The sequence below is a fragment of the Persicimonas caeni genome, from assembly GCF_006517175.1.
GTDB classification, from domain to species: Bacteria; Myxococcota_A; Bradymonadia; order Bradymonadales; family Bradymonadaceae; genus Persicimonas; species Persicimonas caeni.
The window spans coordinates 1,247,632-1,265,207 of the sequence record NZ_CP041186.1 but is presented as its reverse complement, the minus strand read 5'-3'; the positions used below and the strand labels follow the sequence as shown (position 1 = coordinate 1,265,207).

At 66.2% G+C, this 17,576-nt stretch carries 8 protein-coding genes; 4 read left to right on the top strand and 4 right to left on the bottom strand.

The genetic code is table 11. The features are described 5' to 3' along the window. Positions 1-72 precede the first annotated feature (72 nt). The 4 genes from lipA to FIV42_RS04670 all read left to right on the top strand — a co-directional run bounded on the left by lipA (position 73) and on the right by FIV42_RS04670 (position 3,607). Positions 73-1,050, top strand: coding sequence for a lipoyl synthase (lipA, locus tag FIV42_RS04685; protein ID WP_141196553.1), 978 nt, complete (start codon positions 73-75; stop codon positions 1,048-1,050). Beyond that, entirely contained in the window at positions 1,051-1,722 is a 672-nt protein-coding gene (thiE, locus tag FIV42_RS04680) for a thiamine phosphate synthase (RefSeq protein WP_141196552.1), read from the top strand. It abuts the gene before it with no gap. A 77-nt stretch (positions 1,723-1,799) separates the two neighbouring features. Continuing rightward, positions 1,800-2,576: a hypothetical protein gene (locus FIV42_RS04675; protein WP_141196551.1), complete on the top strand. Its 777-nt coding sequence runs from the start codon at positions 1,800-1,802 to the stop codon at positions 2,574-2,576. 20 nt (positions 2,577-2,596) lie between these two features. After that, a complete protein-coding gene (locus FIV42_RS04670) occupies positions 2,597-3,607 on the top strand; it encodes an alpha/beta hydrolase (protein ID WP_168210411.1) in 1,011 nt (336 codons plus the stop codon). A 662-nt stretch (positions 3,608-4,269) separates the two neighbouring features. Here the strand turns inward: FIV42_RS04670 and FIV42_RS30005 are convergent. From FIV42_RS30005 to FIV42_RS04655, 4 genes are all read right to left on the bottom strand, one after another. After that, the gene (locus FIV42_RS30005) at positions 4,270-5,037 is read right to left on the bottom strand and encodes a hypothetical protein (protein ID WP_168210410.1); all 768 of its coding nucleotides are present in this window, start codon (positions 5,035-5,037) and stop codon (positions 4,270-4,272) included. Between the two features lie 827 nt (positions 5,038-5,864). Next, the gene (locus FIV42_RS04665; protein WP_141196549.1) at positions 5,865-9,026 is read right to left on the bottom strand and encodes a thrombospondin type 3 repeat-containing protein; all 3,162 of its coding nucleotides are present in this window, start codon (positions 9,024-9,026) and stop codon (positions 5,865-5,867) included. 180 nt (positions 9,027-9,206) lie between these two features. Further along, positions 9,207-14,123, bottom strand: coding sequence for a thrombospondin type 3 repeat-containing protein (locus FIV42_RS04660; protein ID WP_168210409.1), 4,917 nt, complete (start codon positions 14,121-14,123; stop codon positions 9,207-9,209). 268 nt (positions 14,124-14,391) lie between these two features. Next, on the bottom strand, positions 14,392-17,538 hold the full coding sequence (locus FIV42_RS04655; RefSeq protein ID WP_141196547.1) for a thrombospondin type 3 repeat-containing protein: 3,147 nt from the start codon (positions 17,536-17,538) through the stop codon (positions 14,392-14,394). Between the last annotated feature and the right edge of the window lie 38 nt (positions 17,539-17,576).

The window sequence follows — 17,576 nt, the reverse complement described above, 5'->3', positions numbered from 1 at the left end:
CCCAACGAACGTTGCTAGACCTCAACAGAACAGAATCGAGCCCCCGAGCCTCCAAGCCTCAAGGCATTTGAAATGGGCAAGAAAATCTCACTGCCAGTCGTCAACGAATCCCGCGAGCCCACCGGCGCCGATCGCATCTCGGGGCCGGCCCGCCCGCAGTATCAGAACCTGCCCAACGAAGCAGGCCCGCGGCCGCGCTGGATTCGCAAGCGCGTGTCGATGAACGAGAAGTTCTTCGAGACCAAAAAGCTCGTCAACGACAGCGCCCTGCACACCGTGTGTGAGTCGGCGGCCTGCCCCAATATCGGCGAGTGCTGGAGCCGCAAGGCCCTCACTTTCATGATCCTGGGCAACGTGTGCACCCGAAGCTGCGGCTTCTGCGACGTGCAGACCGGCAAGCCCCTGGCCGTCGACGAGGACGAGCCGCGCCGCGTGGCCGAGGCCCTGAGCACCCTCGACCTGAACTACATCGTCATCACAAGCGTCGACCGCGACGACCTGCCCGACGGCGGCGCGGGCATCTGGGCCGAGACGATTCGTCGCACCAAAGAGGTCTGCCCGGACCTGGGCATCGAGGTGCTCACCCCCGACTTCAAGGGCAACCTCGACGACGTCGACATCGTGCTCGACGCCAAGCCCGACTGCTTCGCCCACAACATCGAGACGGTCGCCGAGATGCACCGCGTCGTGCGCCCGCAGGCCAAGTATGAGCGCTCCCTGGCCGTGCTCGCCCATTCGGCCAAGCGCGACGACGTGCTCACCAAAAGCGGCATGATGCTCGGCCTGGGTGAGACCAAAGAGCAGACGCTCGCCACGATGCAGGACCTGGCCGACGCCGGCGTGCAGATCTTGAACCTGGGCCAGTACCTGCGCCCGAGCCCGCGCCACCTGCCCATCAAGCGCTGGGTGTCGCCCGAGGAGTTCGACGAGCTGGCCAAGGCCGGCGAAGAGATGGGCTTCGAGCACGTCGAAGCCGGCCCGCTCGTTCGCTCGAGCTACCGCGCCGACCTGCAGGCCGCCGAGATCGAAAAGAAGCGCGCCGAGGACTAAATGAGAGTGTCGAGTCGCCAAGAAAAGCTCGAGCGCACCGACTGGCGCGCTTATGTGATCCTCGACCCGCGCTTCTTGCACAAAGAGCGCGACTTGCTCGAGACCGCCCAGCTCGCCTTGCGCGGCGGAGCGGGCGTGCTGCAGCTCCGCGACAAGGAGTCCGACGCGCAGACGCTCGTCGAGCGCGCCCAGGCGCTCCAGGATCTGTGCGACGGCTACGACGCGCTGTTCATCGTCAACGACCGCGTCGACGTGGCCCTCGCCGCCGGGTGTGACGGCGTACACCTCGGGCCCCACGACATCCCCGTCGAGCGCGCCCGCGCCATCGCCCCCGACCTCGTCATCGGCAGCTCGGCGGGCACCGCCGAGGTCGCTAAATTCTTGCAAGGGCAGGGCGCCGACTACCTCGGCGTGGGTGCCATCTACGACGCCCACCCCTCCAAGCCCGACGCCAGCGCCCCGCGTGGTCCGCAGGCCGTCGCCCTGGTCACCTCCCAGGTCGAGATTCCGGTGGTGGGCATCGGCGGCATCACCGCCGACAACGCCGCCGCCGTCAGCGCCCACGGCGCCGCCGGCGTGGCCGTGATTCGTCAAGTCGTCGCCAGCGACGACCCCGAGGCGGCCACCCGCGCGCTTCGCCAGGCCGTCGATCGCGGTCTGAAGAGCCGCTGAGCGGTTGGCGCATCGCGCCAAACTCCATTAACATACGCTCCAGTTACCCATACCCGACGCCCCCACTGGAGCGGTTGATGTCCCACAAGACCCTCATCCTCGCCCTGATCGCCTCGCTTGCGCTCGCCGCTGCCTGCGACAAGCCCGCGCCCGAGAGCTCGAGCTCCAAGACAGCCGACGAGAGCGTCGAGAAGCGCGACGAGCCCGGCGCAGAGCAAGCCAACCCCGAAGAAGCCAGCCCCGAGGTGCCCCAGGCCCCCGAAGTCCAGCCCGAAAGCGTGTCGGGTTCGCCGTTCGCCAAATACGACCTCGCCGCCATCACCGAGAAGTGGCAGGGAAGCTGGGTCGTGCCTGCGACGCTGTCGGCGAGCACCGCCTGGAAGGTCGAAGGTGACAAGGTCACCGTGCTGCGCGAAGACGGCGAGAAGACCCTCGGCTTCGAAGTCATCGCCCCCTGCCAGCTCGTGCTCACTGAGAAGCACGAGGGAGGGAGCACCAAGAGCTTCAAGACGTTCAGCGTCGCCGACTCGCGGATATACGCAGGCCTTGGGAACGCCGGCATGCTCACCGACGAAGGCGCGGTCGTCTGCGCCGGCGGCAAGATCTACGAGCTGACCAACGACGGCTGCAACGTCTGGAAGGAGCGCTTCGGCAAGTGGGAGAGCGAGAAGGCCCCCGCCGACGCAAAGGCGGGTTGCTCGATGAGCGACGGCACCTTCCGCGCCGGCGCCTACAAGCTCGACACCGTCGACGGCGCGCTCGTCAACATGCAGATGAAGGGCAATATCGCCCAGCCGCACGACTCGTTCGAGGCGGCCAAGGCGGCCCTGAAGGCCATGCAGGCCGAGAAATGAATCAAATGGGAGTGACCACAATGCGTTATCGTTTCACCGCCATTCTGGCTGTTTGTCTTTTGTGGCTCGGCGCCTGCGGCGACGACACCGCCAACCCGTCGAACAACGCCGCCGCCGACCGGACGGTCCGGGCCTCGACGAGCGCCGACTACGACTTCACCGTCGAGACGATCACCTACGCCCAGGGCCTGTCCCACTCGGGCGACTTCAGCAACGGCGACGGCGAGCCGGTCGACCTCGTGGGCGATCTCTACCTGCCCCAGGGCACCGACGGCACCCGCCCCGTGCTCCTCATCGTGCACGGCGGCGGCTTCACCGGCGGCACGCGCACCCAGCCCGACCTGATCGAGTTCGCCGAATACTTCGCCTCGCGCGGCTGGGTCGCCCTGTCGGTCGACTACCGACTCGCCGGCGACTTCGGCACGGTCCCGCAGGTCTGGTACGACATGGTCGAAGAGCGCGAAACCGGCATCCGCGTCCACCTGGGCAAGGCGATGTACCCGGCCGTGCGCGACGCCAAGGCCGCCGCACGCTGGCTGCAGGCCAACGCGGACACCTACGACATCTCCCCCGACCACATCGCCGTGATGGGCGGCTCGGCGGGCGCCTTCATCGGCGTCGCCATGGGCGTGAGCAACCCGGCCGACTTCCGCGACGAGCTCACCGCCGACGAAGACCCCACACTCACCTCGACCCACCTCGACCAGACCGGCCAGGTCGCCGCGGTCCTCGACTTCTGGGGCAGCGCCGACGCCATCGACGGCGTCGCCGAAGCCTTCGGCGGCGACTCCCGCTGGGACGCCGACGACGCCCCCGCGCTCATCGTCCACGGCAACAGCGACCAGATCGTCTCGGTCGAAGCCGGCCAGACCCTGCGCGATCAATACGAGGCGAGCGGCGCCCCGTACCGCTACGTCGAACTCGACGGCGCCGGCCACGCCGCCTGGGACCGCCAGGTCGACGGCCAGAACCTGCGCGAACTCAGCGAGGCATTTTTGTGGGAGCACATGGACCTCACCGCGGCCGAGTAACTTGGCGCAAACCCGTTTTGGAGCGCGGGCATCTTGCCCTCGTCAATCGGAGCGCGGGCATCTTGCCCTCGGCAACCGGTGCGCGGGCATCTTGCCCTCGTCAATCGGTGCGTGGGCATCTTGCCCTCGTCAATCGATGCGCGGGCATCTTGCCCTCGTCAATCGGTGCGTGGGCATCTTGCCCTCGTCAATCGGTGCGTGGGCATCTTGCCCTCGTCAATCGGTGCGCGGGCATCTTGCCCTCGTCAATCGGTGCGTGGGCATCTTGCCCTCGTCAATCGGTGCGTGGGCATCTTGGCCATGAAACACCTGTGGGCCCGAAGTCTACCCCCCGAAAACGTCGGGTAGCCCCACCACATACTGCACTGATGACCTCCGACATGTCGGAAATGCTCATCACAATATGCACCCATCACCTCCGACTCGACGGGTAGCCCCTTTACACTATCTCAGACCCTCTACCCGTCGGACGGTCGAGCCTCGTCGAGAGCGCACGGCCCGACCCGTCGGGACGGGCGAGGGGGTTGCAGAGAGTAGCGATGGGATCCGAGGACTCGGAAGGCGTTGCGGGGGAGCTGGAGAGCCTTTCCGAGGACTCGGAAGGCGTTGCTGGGGATCGAGAGAGCAGGGCGGCCGCCACGGGCGGCCCCCCTGCGAGAGGCTCAAGCATCGACCGGCTCGACGGGTTGGTCTTCGTCGGCCCGATCGTCGTCAGCGGCCGGGGCGAGCGTGTCGCCGCGCAAGATATCGCTCAGCGACGGCAACAACTCGCTGAGCGGCTGCGGGCTGTCGGACAAGACCAGAGCCGCCTCGACGAGTTGACGACCGGCGCGAAACTCGCGGTGCGCCTGCGCGCGTGCCCGGTCGGCCTCGTTGCGTTTGGTGAGCACGTCGCCCTCCTCGGCCTGCAGGCTCTCGAGGGCGGCCACAAACTTCTGGTGGGCGTCGGCCGCGCGGGTGATCACCTCCTGGGGCACCGGCGAGCCAGCCAGGTACGAGTCGGCGTAGTCGAGCGCCTTGGCCATGATCGACTTCTTGTCGGCGCGGCCGCGGTCGGAGAATTCGGTGGGGTTGTGTCCCTCCAGGTAGCGCTGGACGTCGGGGATATGAGTGGCGGCGCGGTTGCCCGAGCCGAGCTGCTCGAAGCGGCGGGCCATGACGGCGCCGTCGAACAAGTCGCCGAAGCCGGCGTCGAGCAGCGCGTCGGCCTCGCCCATCGCCGCGCGCGCCTCGGAGGCCTCGACGGCCTCCTTGTCGACCTGGACGACGGCCTCGGCCATGCGCGTCTTCGACTGCTCGATGAGGCCGTTACCCTCGTCGAACAGCCGCTGGGAGCGCGCGTCGAACTGCAGGTCGGACGACGACGCAATCGAGCGCAGATACTCCTCGACGGCGTGGATGAAATCACGATCGGATTGACGAACATACATAGGGTGACTCCTGTGCAAGAGATAGGTCATTGAACACAAACGAGTCCCCGAAGTGTCGCCGGTACCTCACTCGCGCCGTCGATATCCGGGGGGCGCAAGTACCCGGTCCCTCCTCAGGGGCCAAATGTTGGGTGGTGCGTCACCGACTATAGCAGAGGGGGGAGGGGCAGAGAAGGCTCGGCTTTGCGGCGAGATCGAGGCAGCCCTCGCCGGCGTCTCGACATGACCTCGACAGGTTTGCGAGCGTCGGGTTGATATAAGCTGCTGCGTGTTTCCGCGGGGGCATCGACAGGTACGCTTCGTGGCACGTCGAGAAATCTCCTCGGTCGCACCAGGGAAGCTGATATCGAAGAACCCAAGCTGGGCCCGTTTCAGGTCGACGCTCCCGTGCCAACTCCAAACGCGTGTGCTCCACACAGGCTCGCGCGTTTCCCAAGCTGCAAGATTTCGAGAGGTGCCCGAAGGCGCCTTCATCTGTTGATGCGGCAAACAAGTCGTCGCGTTGTGCGCGGCCGAGAGCCAAGCATGCGTCTGGTTCGTCATTCTCGCATCCTCGGATCCACAAAATTGACCGGATCCTGCAACACATACCCGTAAAGATTCGTATCCCCACCGGCAAAGCGAATCGGGTGCAAGCGGGCTGAACGCCCTCTGCAGCGACTCCAGCGAACCTCAGATGAATCTTTAGCGCTTCCGCGTTCAGCGCTCTTCACCTTCAGCATCTCCGCGCCATCTAAACCTCCGCGCCCCCCACAACCAAAAACCCCGCCGGGCCTCTCGGCCGCGGCGGGGTTTTTGACGTTCACACCACTAACCACTAGGCAGCATCAGCCGCCCACGCAGCCCTCGTCGAGCTGGCCGTCGCAGTCGTCGTCGATGCCGTTGCAGATCTCCTCGACGGGATCCTGGCAGTCGGCGCACTCGGGCTGGGGCTCGTCGATGGTGCCGTCGCAGTCCTCATCGACGCCGCTGTCGCAGATTTCGAAGGAGGGCTCGGGGCACGAGGGGCAGCCCTCGTCGATCTGGCCGTCGCAGTCGTTGTCGAGGCCGTCGCAGATCTCGGAGCTCGGGCCGCTGCTGTCCGGGCAGGTCGGGCAGTTCTCGTCGATCTGGCCGTCACAGTTGTTGTCGATGCCGTCGTGGCAGACCTCTTGGGTCGGGTGACACTGGCAACCTTCGTCGACGGTGCCGTCGCAGTTGTTGTCCTGACCGTCGCAGACCTCGGGGGCCGGCGAGCAGGTGTTGTCCGGGCAGTCCTCGTCGGCCTGGCCGTCGCAGTCGTTGTCCTGGCCGTCGCAGATCTCCGGGTCGGGGATGCACGACGGGTCGGGGCACTCCTCGTCGACCTGGCCGTCGCAGTCGTTGTCGATGTTGTCGTTGCAGATCTCCGGCTCGCAGACCTGCTGCGGAGCGCAACCCTCGTCGACCTGGCCGTCGCAGTCGTTGTCGGTGTTGTCGCAGACCTCCGGCACACAGCCGTTGCAGCCCTCGTCGACGTCGCCGTCGCAGTCGTTGTCGGTGTAGTCACACACCTCCGTCGACGGCTGGCAGGTATCACAGGCGATCTCGACCTCGACGCCGACCACGCTGCCCGACGGGGCGCTCTGGGCCAGGTTCTCGAGGTCGCTACAGGCGGTGCCGTGCAGCTCGACGACCTGGTTGTTCGCGTCGTAGGTGTAGCCGTTGGTCGCGTCTTCTTGGACGGTCTGCTGCGTGGTGCCGTCCTGGACGATGTTGACGCGGATGCGACTCATGTCGTCGCCGTTTTGCGGGTTGACCGCCACCGTGCAGCTGACCTGCAGCGTGGCGATGGTATCGAGGGCGCTGACCAGCGAGCTGGTATTCGACACGACGTACCAGTCTTTGGTCGGGTCGTTGGGGTTCTGCGAGCAACCGGCCGCAGCGATCTGCTGCATATTCGATGTGCTCACGCCCGAAAAGCCGACCACGTACACCGGCACGCCGGCGTTGCATAGCGCTTGGGCCTCGGCGGCAGTATCACTCACGGAGTTGCCGTAGCAGTTCGGCGAGCCGTCCGTGATCAGGATGACCGCTTTGTTTCGATTGGCGTTGTCGGGGTCGTTGGTCATCTCGTACTCGCGGGCCACGCGGATTTGTTGCAGTGCATAGGCCGTGGGGGTGTTATTTCCGGTGGCGTAGGTCGGAGTGTTGTTGACCGCAGAATCGAAATACGCAGCCGACATCGGCTGGGTGTCCTCCTGCTCCCACAGCGCGGAGACACCCGACGTGGGGCATGACGCGTTCGAATAAGGGAACAGCCCGAAGCCCACGTTGAACTTGTTGGTCAGGTTGGTCGACACGTTCTTGAGCGCGTTCTTTGCGTCGTCCCAATACCCCGGGCTCTGCATCGAGGCGGAGTGGTCCAGGAGCACGTAGACGTTGGGCTTGAGCCGCTGCGAGCTGACGTCGCTGGTGTTGCATATCTGGGTGCCGCTGGGAAGCGGCTCACAGGCGTCGCCCACGTTGTTGTTGTCAATGTCGTCCTGGTTGTAGTTGGCCGTATTCGGGCAGTTGTCGCAGGCGTCGCCCACGTCGTCGCCGTCGGCGTCGGCCTGGCCGCCGTTGGAGGTGTTGATGCAGTTGTCGTCGATGTCGGCCACGCCGTCACCGTCGCTGTCCTGCTGGCTGTTGTACGGGTTCTGACACGCCGAGGGGTCCTGGCTGTCGTTGGCCACCGCCGGGCAGTTGTCGCAGGCATCACCCACGAGATCGCCATCGGTGTCGGCCTGGCCGGGGTTCGGGGTGCTCGGGCAGTTGTCCGAGGCGTTGACCACGCCGTCGCCGTCGTCGTCGAGCACGAACGGGCTGTCCTGGCAGGCGTCGCCGGTGCCGTCCTGGTCGCTGTCTTGCTGGCTCGAGTTGGCGATGGTGTCGCAGTTGTCGCACGCGTCGCCCCAGCCGTCACCGTCGGTGTCGGTCTGCGAGCCGTTGGCCGTCTCGGGGCAGTTGTCCTCGGCGTTGCGGCGCCCGTCGCCGTCGACGTCGCCGTTCGGGTCGGCCAGGCCGTCACAGGCATCGCCTTCGCCGTCGCCGTCGCTGTCGGTCTGGTTCAGGTTGGCCACGCCCGCGCAGTTGTCGCACGCGTCGCCCACACCATCGCCGTCACCGTCGTCCTGCGAGGAGTTGGGCGTGTTGTCGCAGTTGTCCTGCAGGTCGTTGATGCCGTCGCCGTCGGTGTCGCCGGCGCTGGCGCACGCGGCCGGATCTTGGTCGGTGTTGGCCACGTCCACGCAGTTGTCGCACTCGTCGCCAATGCCGTCGCCGTCCGCGTCGGCCTGATCGGTGTTGGGCGTCTGCGGGCAGTTGTCGTCGACGTTCAGGATGCTGTCGTTGTCGCGGTCACCGTCGGGGCGAAGCGGCGGGTTCTCACACGCGTCGCCGGTGCCGTTGCCGTCCGAGTCTTCTTGGTCGGTGTTGGAGGTGTCCGGGCAGTTGTCGCAGGCATCACCCACGCCGTCGCCCTCGGAGTCTTCCTGGTTCGGGTTGTCGACCTGCGGGCAGTTGTCGAACTGATTGCGAAGGCCGTCGCCGTCGTCGTCCTGCCAGTCCTCGCACGCGTCGCCGATGCCGTCGCCGTCGGAGTCTTCCTGGTTGTAGTTGGCCACCGTCGGGCAGTTGTCGCAGGCGTCACCGATGGTGTCGCCGTCGCTCTCCTCTTGGTCCGGGTCGGCGTCGCAGGCGCAGATGTCGCGCCGGTTGGGCACGCCGTCGCCGTCTTCGTCACCGTCGGGGCTCAGATCGGCCGGATCACACTGCTCGCCGCCGGTATCGTCGCCGCCGCCGTCTTCGTCGCCGCCGCCGTCTTCGTCACCGCCGCCGTCATCGGGCTGCTCGGTGTCACTGGTTGTTGCGTCATCACCGGCGTCGGGGTTCAGATTATTGCCGCCCGTGCCGGGATCATCGGCGCCGCAGGCGACCGCCAGCGACACCAAAAAGACGAGGAGTATGCGAAAACACCATTTGCTCATTGCTCGGACCTTGGCCTTCAAAGTTGGACGCGGGAATGCTGCGTACCACTAAGATAAGAGAAATTTGTTGGTTGAAGCAAACGTGATCGCAAAAAAGCCCCCACGACCGCGACGCCAAGAGGCGCGGTCGTGGGGGCTTGCAGGGCTGGAATATGCGAGGGTGTCGCGCCTGGTGGCGTATCAGCCGCCCGGGCAGCCTTCGTCGGTGTCGCCGTCGCAGTCGTTGTCGATCCCGTCGCAGAACTCCGGCTGCGGGTCCTCGCAGGTCGAGCAGTCCGGCTCGTCGATCTCGCCGTCGCAGTCGTCGTCGGTGGTGTTGTCGCACAACTCGAACGACCGGTCGGGGCACTGGCCGCAGCCTTCGTCGACCTCGCCGTCACAGTCGTTGTCGACGCCGTCACACACCTCGGCGCTTCGGCCGTTGGGGCAATCGACGCAGTCGTTGTCGACAGTGCCGTCGCAGTCGTTGTCCTGACCGTCGCAGATCTCGTTGGTGGGCGTGCACACGAAGCAGCCCTCGTCGATCTCGGTGTCGCAGTCGTTGTCGACGCCGTCGCCGCAGACCTCCGGATAGGCGACGCAGGTGTCGCCCGGGCAGCCCTCGTCGATGTCGCCGTCACAGTCGTTGTCGACGCCGTCACCGCAGATTTCGGACTCGGGCGTGCAGCTCGTCGGCGGCGGGCAATTCTCATCGGCGGTGCCGTCGCAGTCGTTGTCGACGCCGTCACCGCAGATTTCGGATTCGGGCGTGCAGCTCGTCGGCGGCGGGCAGCCTTCGTCGTCCTGGCCGTCGCAGTCGTTGTCCTGGCCGTCGCCGCAGATCTCGGGCTCGGGCGTGCAGGTAGGCTGGTCGCAACCCTCGTCGGTCTGGCCGTCGCAGTCGTTGTCTTGGCCGTCGCCGCAGATCTCGGGCTCGGGCGTGCAGGTATTGCCCGTCGGGCAGCCCTCGTCGGTCTGTCCGTCGCAGTCGTCGTCGGCGCCGTTTCCGCACACCTCCGGCTGGGGCACGCAGCTCGAGCCCGAACAACCCTCGTCGGTTTGGCCGTCGCAGTCATTGTCTTGGCCGTCGCCGCACACCTCCGGTTGGGGCGTGCACGAGTTGGTCGGGCAGCCCTCGTCGGCCTGGCCGTCGCAGTCGTTGTCGGCCGCGTCGCCGCACACCTCCGGCTGCGGGTCGCAGGTATTCGTCGAGCATCCATTGTCGACGGTGCCGTCGCAGTCGTTGTCGATGCTGTCACCGCAGACTTCCGGCTCGGGCACGCAGCTCGGGCAGCCCTCGTCGATGTCGTTGTCACAATCGTTGTCGACGTCGTCGCCGCAGATTTCGGGCACGCAGCCCGCGCAGCCCACCTCGTCGACCTCACCGTCGCAATCATTGTCGACGTAGTCGCACACTTCGGTGGTCGGCGAGCAGGTCTTGCAGGCGATCGAGATCTGCAGGTCGGCGTCGCCGTTTTGCAGCGCGTAGTTGTTGAAGTCGTCGCAGGCGGTGCCGTGCAGGTTGAACTCGTCGTTGACCTCGTCGTAGGTCCACCCGTTGGTGCCGTCTCGGTTGACCGGGTAGGTGCTGTTGCCGCTAACGATCTCGACCGAGGCGCGGTCCATGTCGTCGTCGGGGCCCGGAGTATAGGGCACCGTGCAGCTTCCGGTCGCCGTGGCGATGGCGTTGACCGCGTCGACGATGTCCTGCGAGTTGCTCACCTTGAACCAGTCGCGGTTCGGATCATTGGGGTTCGGGTCGGGGTTGACGTTGGTAGCGATGCCCGACGTGGCGATCTGGTCCATGTTGGACTCGCTCACGCCCTCGTAGCCGAGCACGTAGACCGGGATGTCGTCGGCGGCGAATTGCGCCGCGGCTGCCGCGGTCTTGTTCACGCAGTCGGTGTCGTTCGAGCAGTGGTTACCGCAGGTGGTCGGCTCACCGTCGATGAGCAAGATGATCGCCTTGGAGCGAATCGCGTTGTCCGGGTCGTTGGGCAGCTCGTACAGTTTTTGGCTGTAGATATCCTCGAGCGCCTCGTTGGCCGGCGTGCCGCCGGTGGGAGTGAGCGTCTGACAGTTGTTGTCCTGGCGGTACGCGCAGTTGAACGTCGCTTCGGTGTTCGCGCCGACAGCCAGCCGCTCGTCGGGCACATAGCCTCCGCCGCAGCTGCCGCGGTTGTCACTCGAGTTGGGGAAGGTCGCCAGGCCGGTGTTGAACCCGTTGGTCACCAGCGGAGCGATCGTGTCGAGCGCGTTTTCGGCCATCGTCCAGCGGTGCGGGGTGTTCGAGTCGTCGGGGTCGACCGTCCAGTCCATCGACCCGGAGGTGTCGATGACGAAGTACAGGTTCGGCTCGATGCGGTCGGCCTGCGAGGTGACCGTGTTGCAGATGTCGTTGGTCGGCACCTGGTAATCCGAGTCGCACACGTCGCCGATGTCGTCGCCGTCGGTGTCGTCCTGGTTGTAGTTGGCCGTGGTGGGGCAGTTGTCACACACATCGCCGCGGGCGTCGCCGTCCGCGTCGTCCTGGGTGTTGTTGGGAGTGTTGGGGCAGTTGTCGTAGATGTCGGCGACGCTGTCGCCGTCGGTGTCGATGCTCGAGTCGTAGGCGCCGCCTCCCTCGCAGGCATCGCCGGTGCCGTTGCTGTCCGCGTCGGCCTGGTCGTAGTTGGCCACCGTCACGCAGTTGTCGCACGCGTCGCCCACCTCGTCGCCGTCACCGTCGGCTTGGCCGGCGTTGGCATCGTTCGGGCAGTTATCCTCCCCGTCGACCACGCCGTCACTGTCGGTGTCGATGACAAACGGGCTGTTCTGGCAAGCGTCGCCGGTGCCATCGCTGTCCGAGTCGGTCTGGTCGGAGTTGGCGATGGTGGGGCAGTTGTCGCAGGCGTCACCGGCGCCGTCGCCGTCGGTGTCGGTCTGCGTGCCGTTGGCGGTGCTGGGGCAGTTGTCCGAGCCGTTGACCACGCCGTCACTGTCGACGTCGCCACCCGGGTCGCTCAAGCCTTCGCACACGTCGCCGGTGCCGTCGCTATTCGAATCGGTCTGGTCGGAGTTGGCCACGCGCACGCAGTTGTCGCAGGCGTCGCCCACGCCGTCGCCGTCGGTGTCGGTCTGATTCGGGTTGGCGGTGCTGGGGCAGTTGTCCGAGCCGTTGACCACGCCGTCACTGTCAGCGTCGCCGCCCGGGTCGTTCAGGCCTTCGCACACGTCGCCGGTGCCGTCGCTATTCGAATCGGTCTGGTCGGAGTTGGCCACGCGCACGCAGTTGTCACAGGCGTCACCCACGCCGTCGGCGTCGCTGTCGGTCTGGCTCGAGTTGGCGGTGCTGGGGCAGTTGTCCGAGCCGTTGGGCTCGCCGTCGCCGTCGACGTCGCCGCCCGGATCGCTCAGGCCCTCACAGACGTCGCCTGTGCCGTCGCTATTCGAGTCGGTCTGGTCGGAGTTGGCCACGCGCACGCAATTGTCACAGGCGTCGCCCACGCCGTCGGCGTCGGTGTCGGTCTGGTTCGAGTTGGCGGTGCTGGGGCAGTTGTCCGAGCCGTTGACTACGCCGTCACTGTCGACGTCGCCGCCCGGGTCGTCCAGGCCCTCGCACACATCGCCGGTGCCGTCGCCATTCGAATCGGTCTGATTCGTGTTGGCCACGCGTACGCAGTTGTCGCAGGCGTCACCCACGCCGTCGGCGTCGGTGTCGGTCTGGCTCGAGTTCGCCGTCTGGGGACAATTATCCGAGCCGTTGGGCTCGCCATCGCCGTCGACGTCGCCGCCCGGGTCGTCCAAGCCCTCGCACACGTCGCCGGTGCCGTTTCCGTCCGCGTCGGTCTGCGCGGCGTTGGCCACGCGTACGCAGTTGTCGCAGGCATCGCCCACGCCGTCGCTGTCGGTGTCGTCCTGAGTGTTATTGGCGGTGTTGGGGCAGTTGTCTGCACCGTTGAGGATGCTGTCGCCGTCGGCGTCGCCGCCCGGATCGCTCAGACCCTCGCACTCGTCGCCGGTGCCGTCGCCGTCACTGTCGAGCTGGGAGCCGTTCGCCACGCCCGCGCAGTTGTCACACGCGTCACCAACCGTGTCGCCGTCGGCGTCCTCCTGGTTCGGGTTGGCGGTGTTCGGGCAGTTGTCCGCGCCGTTGACGATGCCGTCGGCGTCGACGTCACCGGCCGGGTTGGCCAGCCCCTGGCAGACATCGCCCACGCCGTCGTTGTCGGCGTCGGCCTGGTCGTTGTTGGCCGTGTTCAGGCAGTTGTCGCACAGGTCGCCGATGCGGTCGCCGTCGGTATCATCTTGGTCGGGGTTGGCCACGTCCGGGCAATTGTCCGGGGTATTCGGAATCCCGTCGCCGTCGTCATCGGCCTCGCCCACACACGCGTCGCCTTCACCGTTGTTGTCGCTGTCCGCCTGCTGGAAGTTGGCCACCAACGGGCAGTTGTCGCACTCGTCGCCGACCGAGTCGCCGTCGGTGTCGAGCTGGTCGGTGTTGGGCGTGTACGGACAGTTGTCCTCTTCGTTGAGCACGCTGTCGTTGTCGGCGTCTTCTCCCTCGGGCAAAAAGTCTTGGCAGGCGTTGCCCACGCCGTCGTCATCGTCATCTTCCTGGTCGGCGTTCGACACGGCAGGGCAGTTGTCGCAGGCATCGCCCACGCCGTCGCCCTCGGTGTCGGTCTGGTCGGCGTTCTCGGTCTCGGGGCAGTTGTCGTAGTTGTCGCGCACCCCGTCGCCGTCGTCGTCCTGCCAGTCCTCGCAGCGATCGCCGATGCCGTCGCCATCCTCATCGTTCTGCATGATGTTGGCGATGTCAGGGCAGTTGTCACATCCGTCGCCGATGCCGTCGCGGTCGCTGTCGAGCTGGTCCGGGTTGGCGGTGCACGCGCAGTTGTCTCGCCGATTGACTACCCCGTCGCCGTCCTCGTCGCCATCGGGCGACAGGCTCGACAGATCACACTGCTCGACGCCGCCATCCTCGTCGATGTCGCCGCCGTCGGACGGATCGGCGTCTTCGGGCACGTCGACGTCACCCGGTTCGACGTCACCTGCGTCGGCCGGATCATTGTTGGTGATCCCTCCGCCTCCGCCCGACGTGGTCTCATCACCACAAGAGACGGAGAGGGCCAGCAAACAAACGAGTATGAAACGATACCACCGTTGAGTAGACATGGGTCGAAGGGGTGCCGGTGAATTGTTGGGAGAAAATTCCCTTTTAGGCTAATCGCTTCTGTTTCTGATATCAAACAGAAACGCAATAAAAATGGCGCCGCGTATACTCGGTGGTGGGGCGGTGGGAGCGTATTGGCTGTCTAAGGTGGGTATGGGGTGGTTTCGTGTATTCAATTGCAGAGGGGCGTCCCGGGCCCTCCATCGGGCCCGGGACAAGCTCCGTGTTCGATCAACCTCCGGCACACCCTTCATCGACGTCGCCGTCACAATCGTTGTCGACGCCGTCGCAGATCTCCGGTTGCGGGTCCGAGCACTCGATGCAGGCGTTGTCGGTCACGCCGTCGCAGTCGTCGTCCTTCCCGTTGCAGATCTCGACGCTCGGCGAGCATCCGCTGCATCCTTCGTCGATCTCGCCGTCACAATTGTTGTCGCTGCCGTCGCAGATCTCCTCGCTGCGACCGTTCGGGCAGTCGACGCAGGCGTTGTCGACCACGCCGTCGCAGTCGTTGTCGATGCCGTCGCAGATCTCGCCCTCGGGCTCGCACTGCTCACAGCCCTCGTCGGACAGCGCGTCGCAGTCGTTGTCGACCCCGTCGCACACCTCCGGCTCGGGCTCACACGAGGCGTCCGGGCAGCCCTCGTCGATGTCGCCGTCGCAATCGTTGTCTCTGCGGTCGCCGCAGATCTCGGGCTCGGGCGTGCAGGCGTTGGCGTCGCAGCCCTCGTCAATTTGGCCGTCGCAGTCGTTGTCTGACGAGTCGCCGCACACCTCCGGCGAGGCCACACAGCCAGCGTCCGGGCAGCCCTCGTCGACGTCACCGTCGCAGTCGTTGTCGGCGCCGTCGCAGATCTCCGGCACACAGCCGGCGCAGCCCTCGTCGATCTGCGCGTCACAGTCGTTGTCAGCGTAGTCGCAGATCGAGATCTCCTCGGCCACGCTCGGCTGGCACGCCGTCTCGCACCCCAACGAGATCTCCACCTCGGTCGAGTTGGGGTCCGCACTCTTCAAGTTCTGGCAGTAGGTCCCCACGATTTCGACCGTGTCGTTGGTCGCATCGTAGACCCAGCCGTTCGACCCGTCCTCGGGCACGTCGGTGGTCGTCGAGGACGACGTGTCGCGGATCTGCACCCAGATCTTGTCGGAATCGGGCGGGGTCTGGGTGAGCCCGTACGTGCAACTGATGAGTTGCCGGGTGATGCTGTCGATCGCTGCGTTGAGGTCCTGCTGGTCCGAGGTCATGTAGTAGTTTCGCGGACAATCCGGGTTGGCGTTGTTCCCCGCGGTCGCCCAACTGGCCAGCGCCGAGGTGTTCGCGCCGGGCATGCCCACCAGGAAGACGCGCAGGCCGGCATTGCACGCGTCGACCACCGCCTGTTGGGCGGTCTGGTTGGTGTTCGCATCGTCACAGCACGGCTCGCCGTCGGTGATGAGCACGATCGCCTTTTCGCGTTGACCGTCCACCGGGTCACTCGCGTCGCTGATCCACTTGCTCATCCCGTTGGACTGGGCGGGCTGGACGCGCACGTCGTTGAGCGCCTGGGCGGTGGGCGTCGCGCCGCCCGGGCTGAGCGTGCTGTACGAATCCTTGATGGCCTGGGCGGTGTGGCTTCCGATCTCGAGGCGCAATTCGGCGCCGCTGTCTCCGAAGAGAGTCGTCTCGAAGACCGACACGCCAAACCGCACCGTCGCCGCGTAGGAGTCAGCCATCGTGTCGAGCGCGCCGGTGGCCGCGCTCCACTTGCCGCTCGTCTGCATCGAGCCGGACTTGTCGAGCATCACGTGGATATTGGGCTGGATGGTCTCGAAGCTCGACTGGGTGTTGCCGCACATCGTGCCGGTGGGCGTCGTCTGACACGAGTCCCCCACGCCGTCGCCGTCGGAGTCGGTCTGGTCGTAGTTGGCAACGCTCTGACAATTGTCGCACGCGTCGCCCACCCCATCGGCGTCGGCGTCGGCTTGGTTGGCGTTGGCCGTGCCTTGGCAGTTGTCGTCGATGTCGACCACGCCGTCGCCGTCGGTGTCACGCGAGCTGTCGTAGATGCTCGCACACGCCGTGGCGTCCTGGTTGGCGTTGGCCACCCCGGCGCAGTTGTCGCACGCGTCGCCCAGCCCGTCGCCGTCGGTGTCGGTCTGCGCCGAGTTGGCGTCGGCCGGGCAGTTGTCGTAGGCGTCGACCACCCCGTCACTGTCGGCGTCGAGGCGGAACGCGCTCGTCTGGCACGCATCGCCGATCCCGTCGGCGTTCGCGTCCGCCTGCGTGGCGTTGGCGATGCTCGGGCAGTTGTCGCACACGTCGCCGAAGCTGTCCCCGTCGCCGTCGGCTTGGTCGGCGTTGGCGTTGCTCGGGCAGTTGTCCGTGGCGTTGGTCACCCCGTCGGCGTCGATGTCGCCGTCCGGATCGCTCAGCCCTTCGCACGCATCACCAGTGCCATTGCCGTCGGAGTCGGTCTGGCTGCCGTTGGCGATGCTCGGGCAGTTGTCGCACGCGTCGCCCACGCTGTCGGTGTCGCTGTCTTGTTGGGTGGAGTTGGCCGCGTCGGGGCAGTTGTCCATCATGTCGACGACCCCGTCCGAGTCGGTGTCTAAGGCGCCCAGGCACGCGTCGCCCACGCCGTCGCCGTCGGAGTCGAGCTGCTTGGCGTTGGCCACCGCCGCGCAGTTGTCGCACGCGTCGCCAATCGTGTCGCCGTCGGCGTCGGCCTGGTCGGTGTTGATCTCGTAGACGCAGTTGTCTTCCTTGTTGATGACCCCGTCACCGTCGATATCCCCTTCCGGATAGATCACCGCCTGGCAAGCGTTGCCCACCCCGTTGGAGTCGTCGTCTTCTTGGTAGACGTTAGCTGCGTTCGGGCAGTTGTCGCACACATCGCCCACCGCGTCCCCGTCGGTGTCGGTCTGGTCGATGTTCTCGGTCTCGGGACAGTTGTCGTACTGATTGCGCACCCCGTCGCCGTCGTCGTCCTGCCAATCCTCACAGCGGTCGCCGACCCCGTCGCCGTCGCTGTCGTTTTGGTTGATATTGGCCACCGTCGGGCAGTTGTCGCACGCGTCGCCCACCCCGTCGTTATCCCAGTCGGACTGCTCGGGGTTGGGAGTGCAGGCGCACAAGTCGACCCGGTTTTCGACCCCGTCGCCGTCGCTGTCGCCATACGGCTCGAGCTGCGACAGGTCGCACTCGCCGGCGTCGACCGGGCCTTCGGCGTCTTTGCCCGTATCTTGGTCGAGGTCTTGGCCGTCGCCCAACTGCTCGTCGGCGTCACCGGCATCTTGGCCCAGGTTATCCGTCGGACCCGGCACCGGATCGTCGGTCTCGGCGCACGAGAACGAGAGCATCAGCATCAAACACACCGCCACACAACTCCCCCAGCGTCTCATCGTATCTCCCCTGCATTCTTAGAAGTGTCCCCCAAAGG

What these genes read in the sequence shown, in the direction of transcription:
- FIV42_RS04675 (WP_141196551.1), top strand. Translation starts at nt 1,800, where the DNA reads ATGTCCCACAAGACCCTCATCCTCGCCCTGATCGCCTCGCTTGCGCTC.
- FIV42_RS04655 (WP_141196547.1), bottom strand. Translation starts at nt 17,538, where the DNA reads ATGAGACGCTGGGGGAGTTGTGTGGCGGTGTGTTTGATGCTGATGCTC.
- lipA (WP_141196553.1), top strand. Translation starts at nt 73, where the DNA reads ATGGGCAAGAAAATCTCACTGCCAGTCGTCAACGAATCCCGCGAGCCC.
- FIV42_RS04670 (WP_168210411.1), top strand. Translation starts at nt 2,597, where the DNA reads ATGCGTTATCGTTTCACCGCCATTCTGGCTGTTTGTCTTTTGTGGCTC.
- FIV42_RS30005 (WP_168210410.1), bottom strand. Translation starts at nt 5,037, where the DNA reads ATGTATGTTCGTCAATCCGATCGTGATTTCATCCACGCCGTCGAGGAG.
- FIV42_RS04665 (WP_141196549.1), bottom strand. Translation starts at nt 9,026, where the DNA reads ATGAGCAAATGGTGTTTTCGCATACTCCTCGTCTTTTTGGTGTCGCTG.
- thiE (WP_141196552.1), top strand. Translation starts at nt 1,051, where the DNA reads ATGAGAGTGTCGAGTCGCCAAGAAAAGCTCGAGCGCACCGACTGGCGC.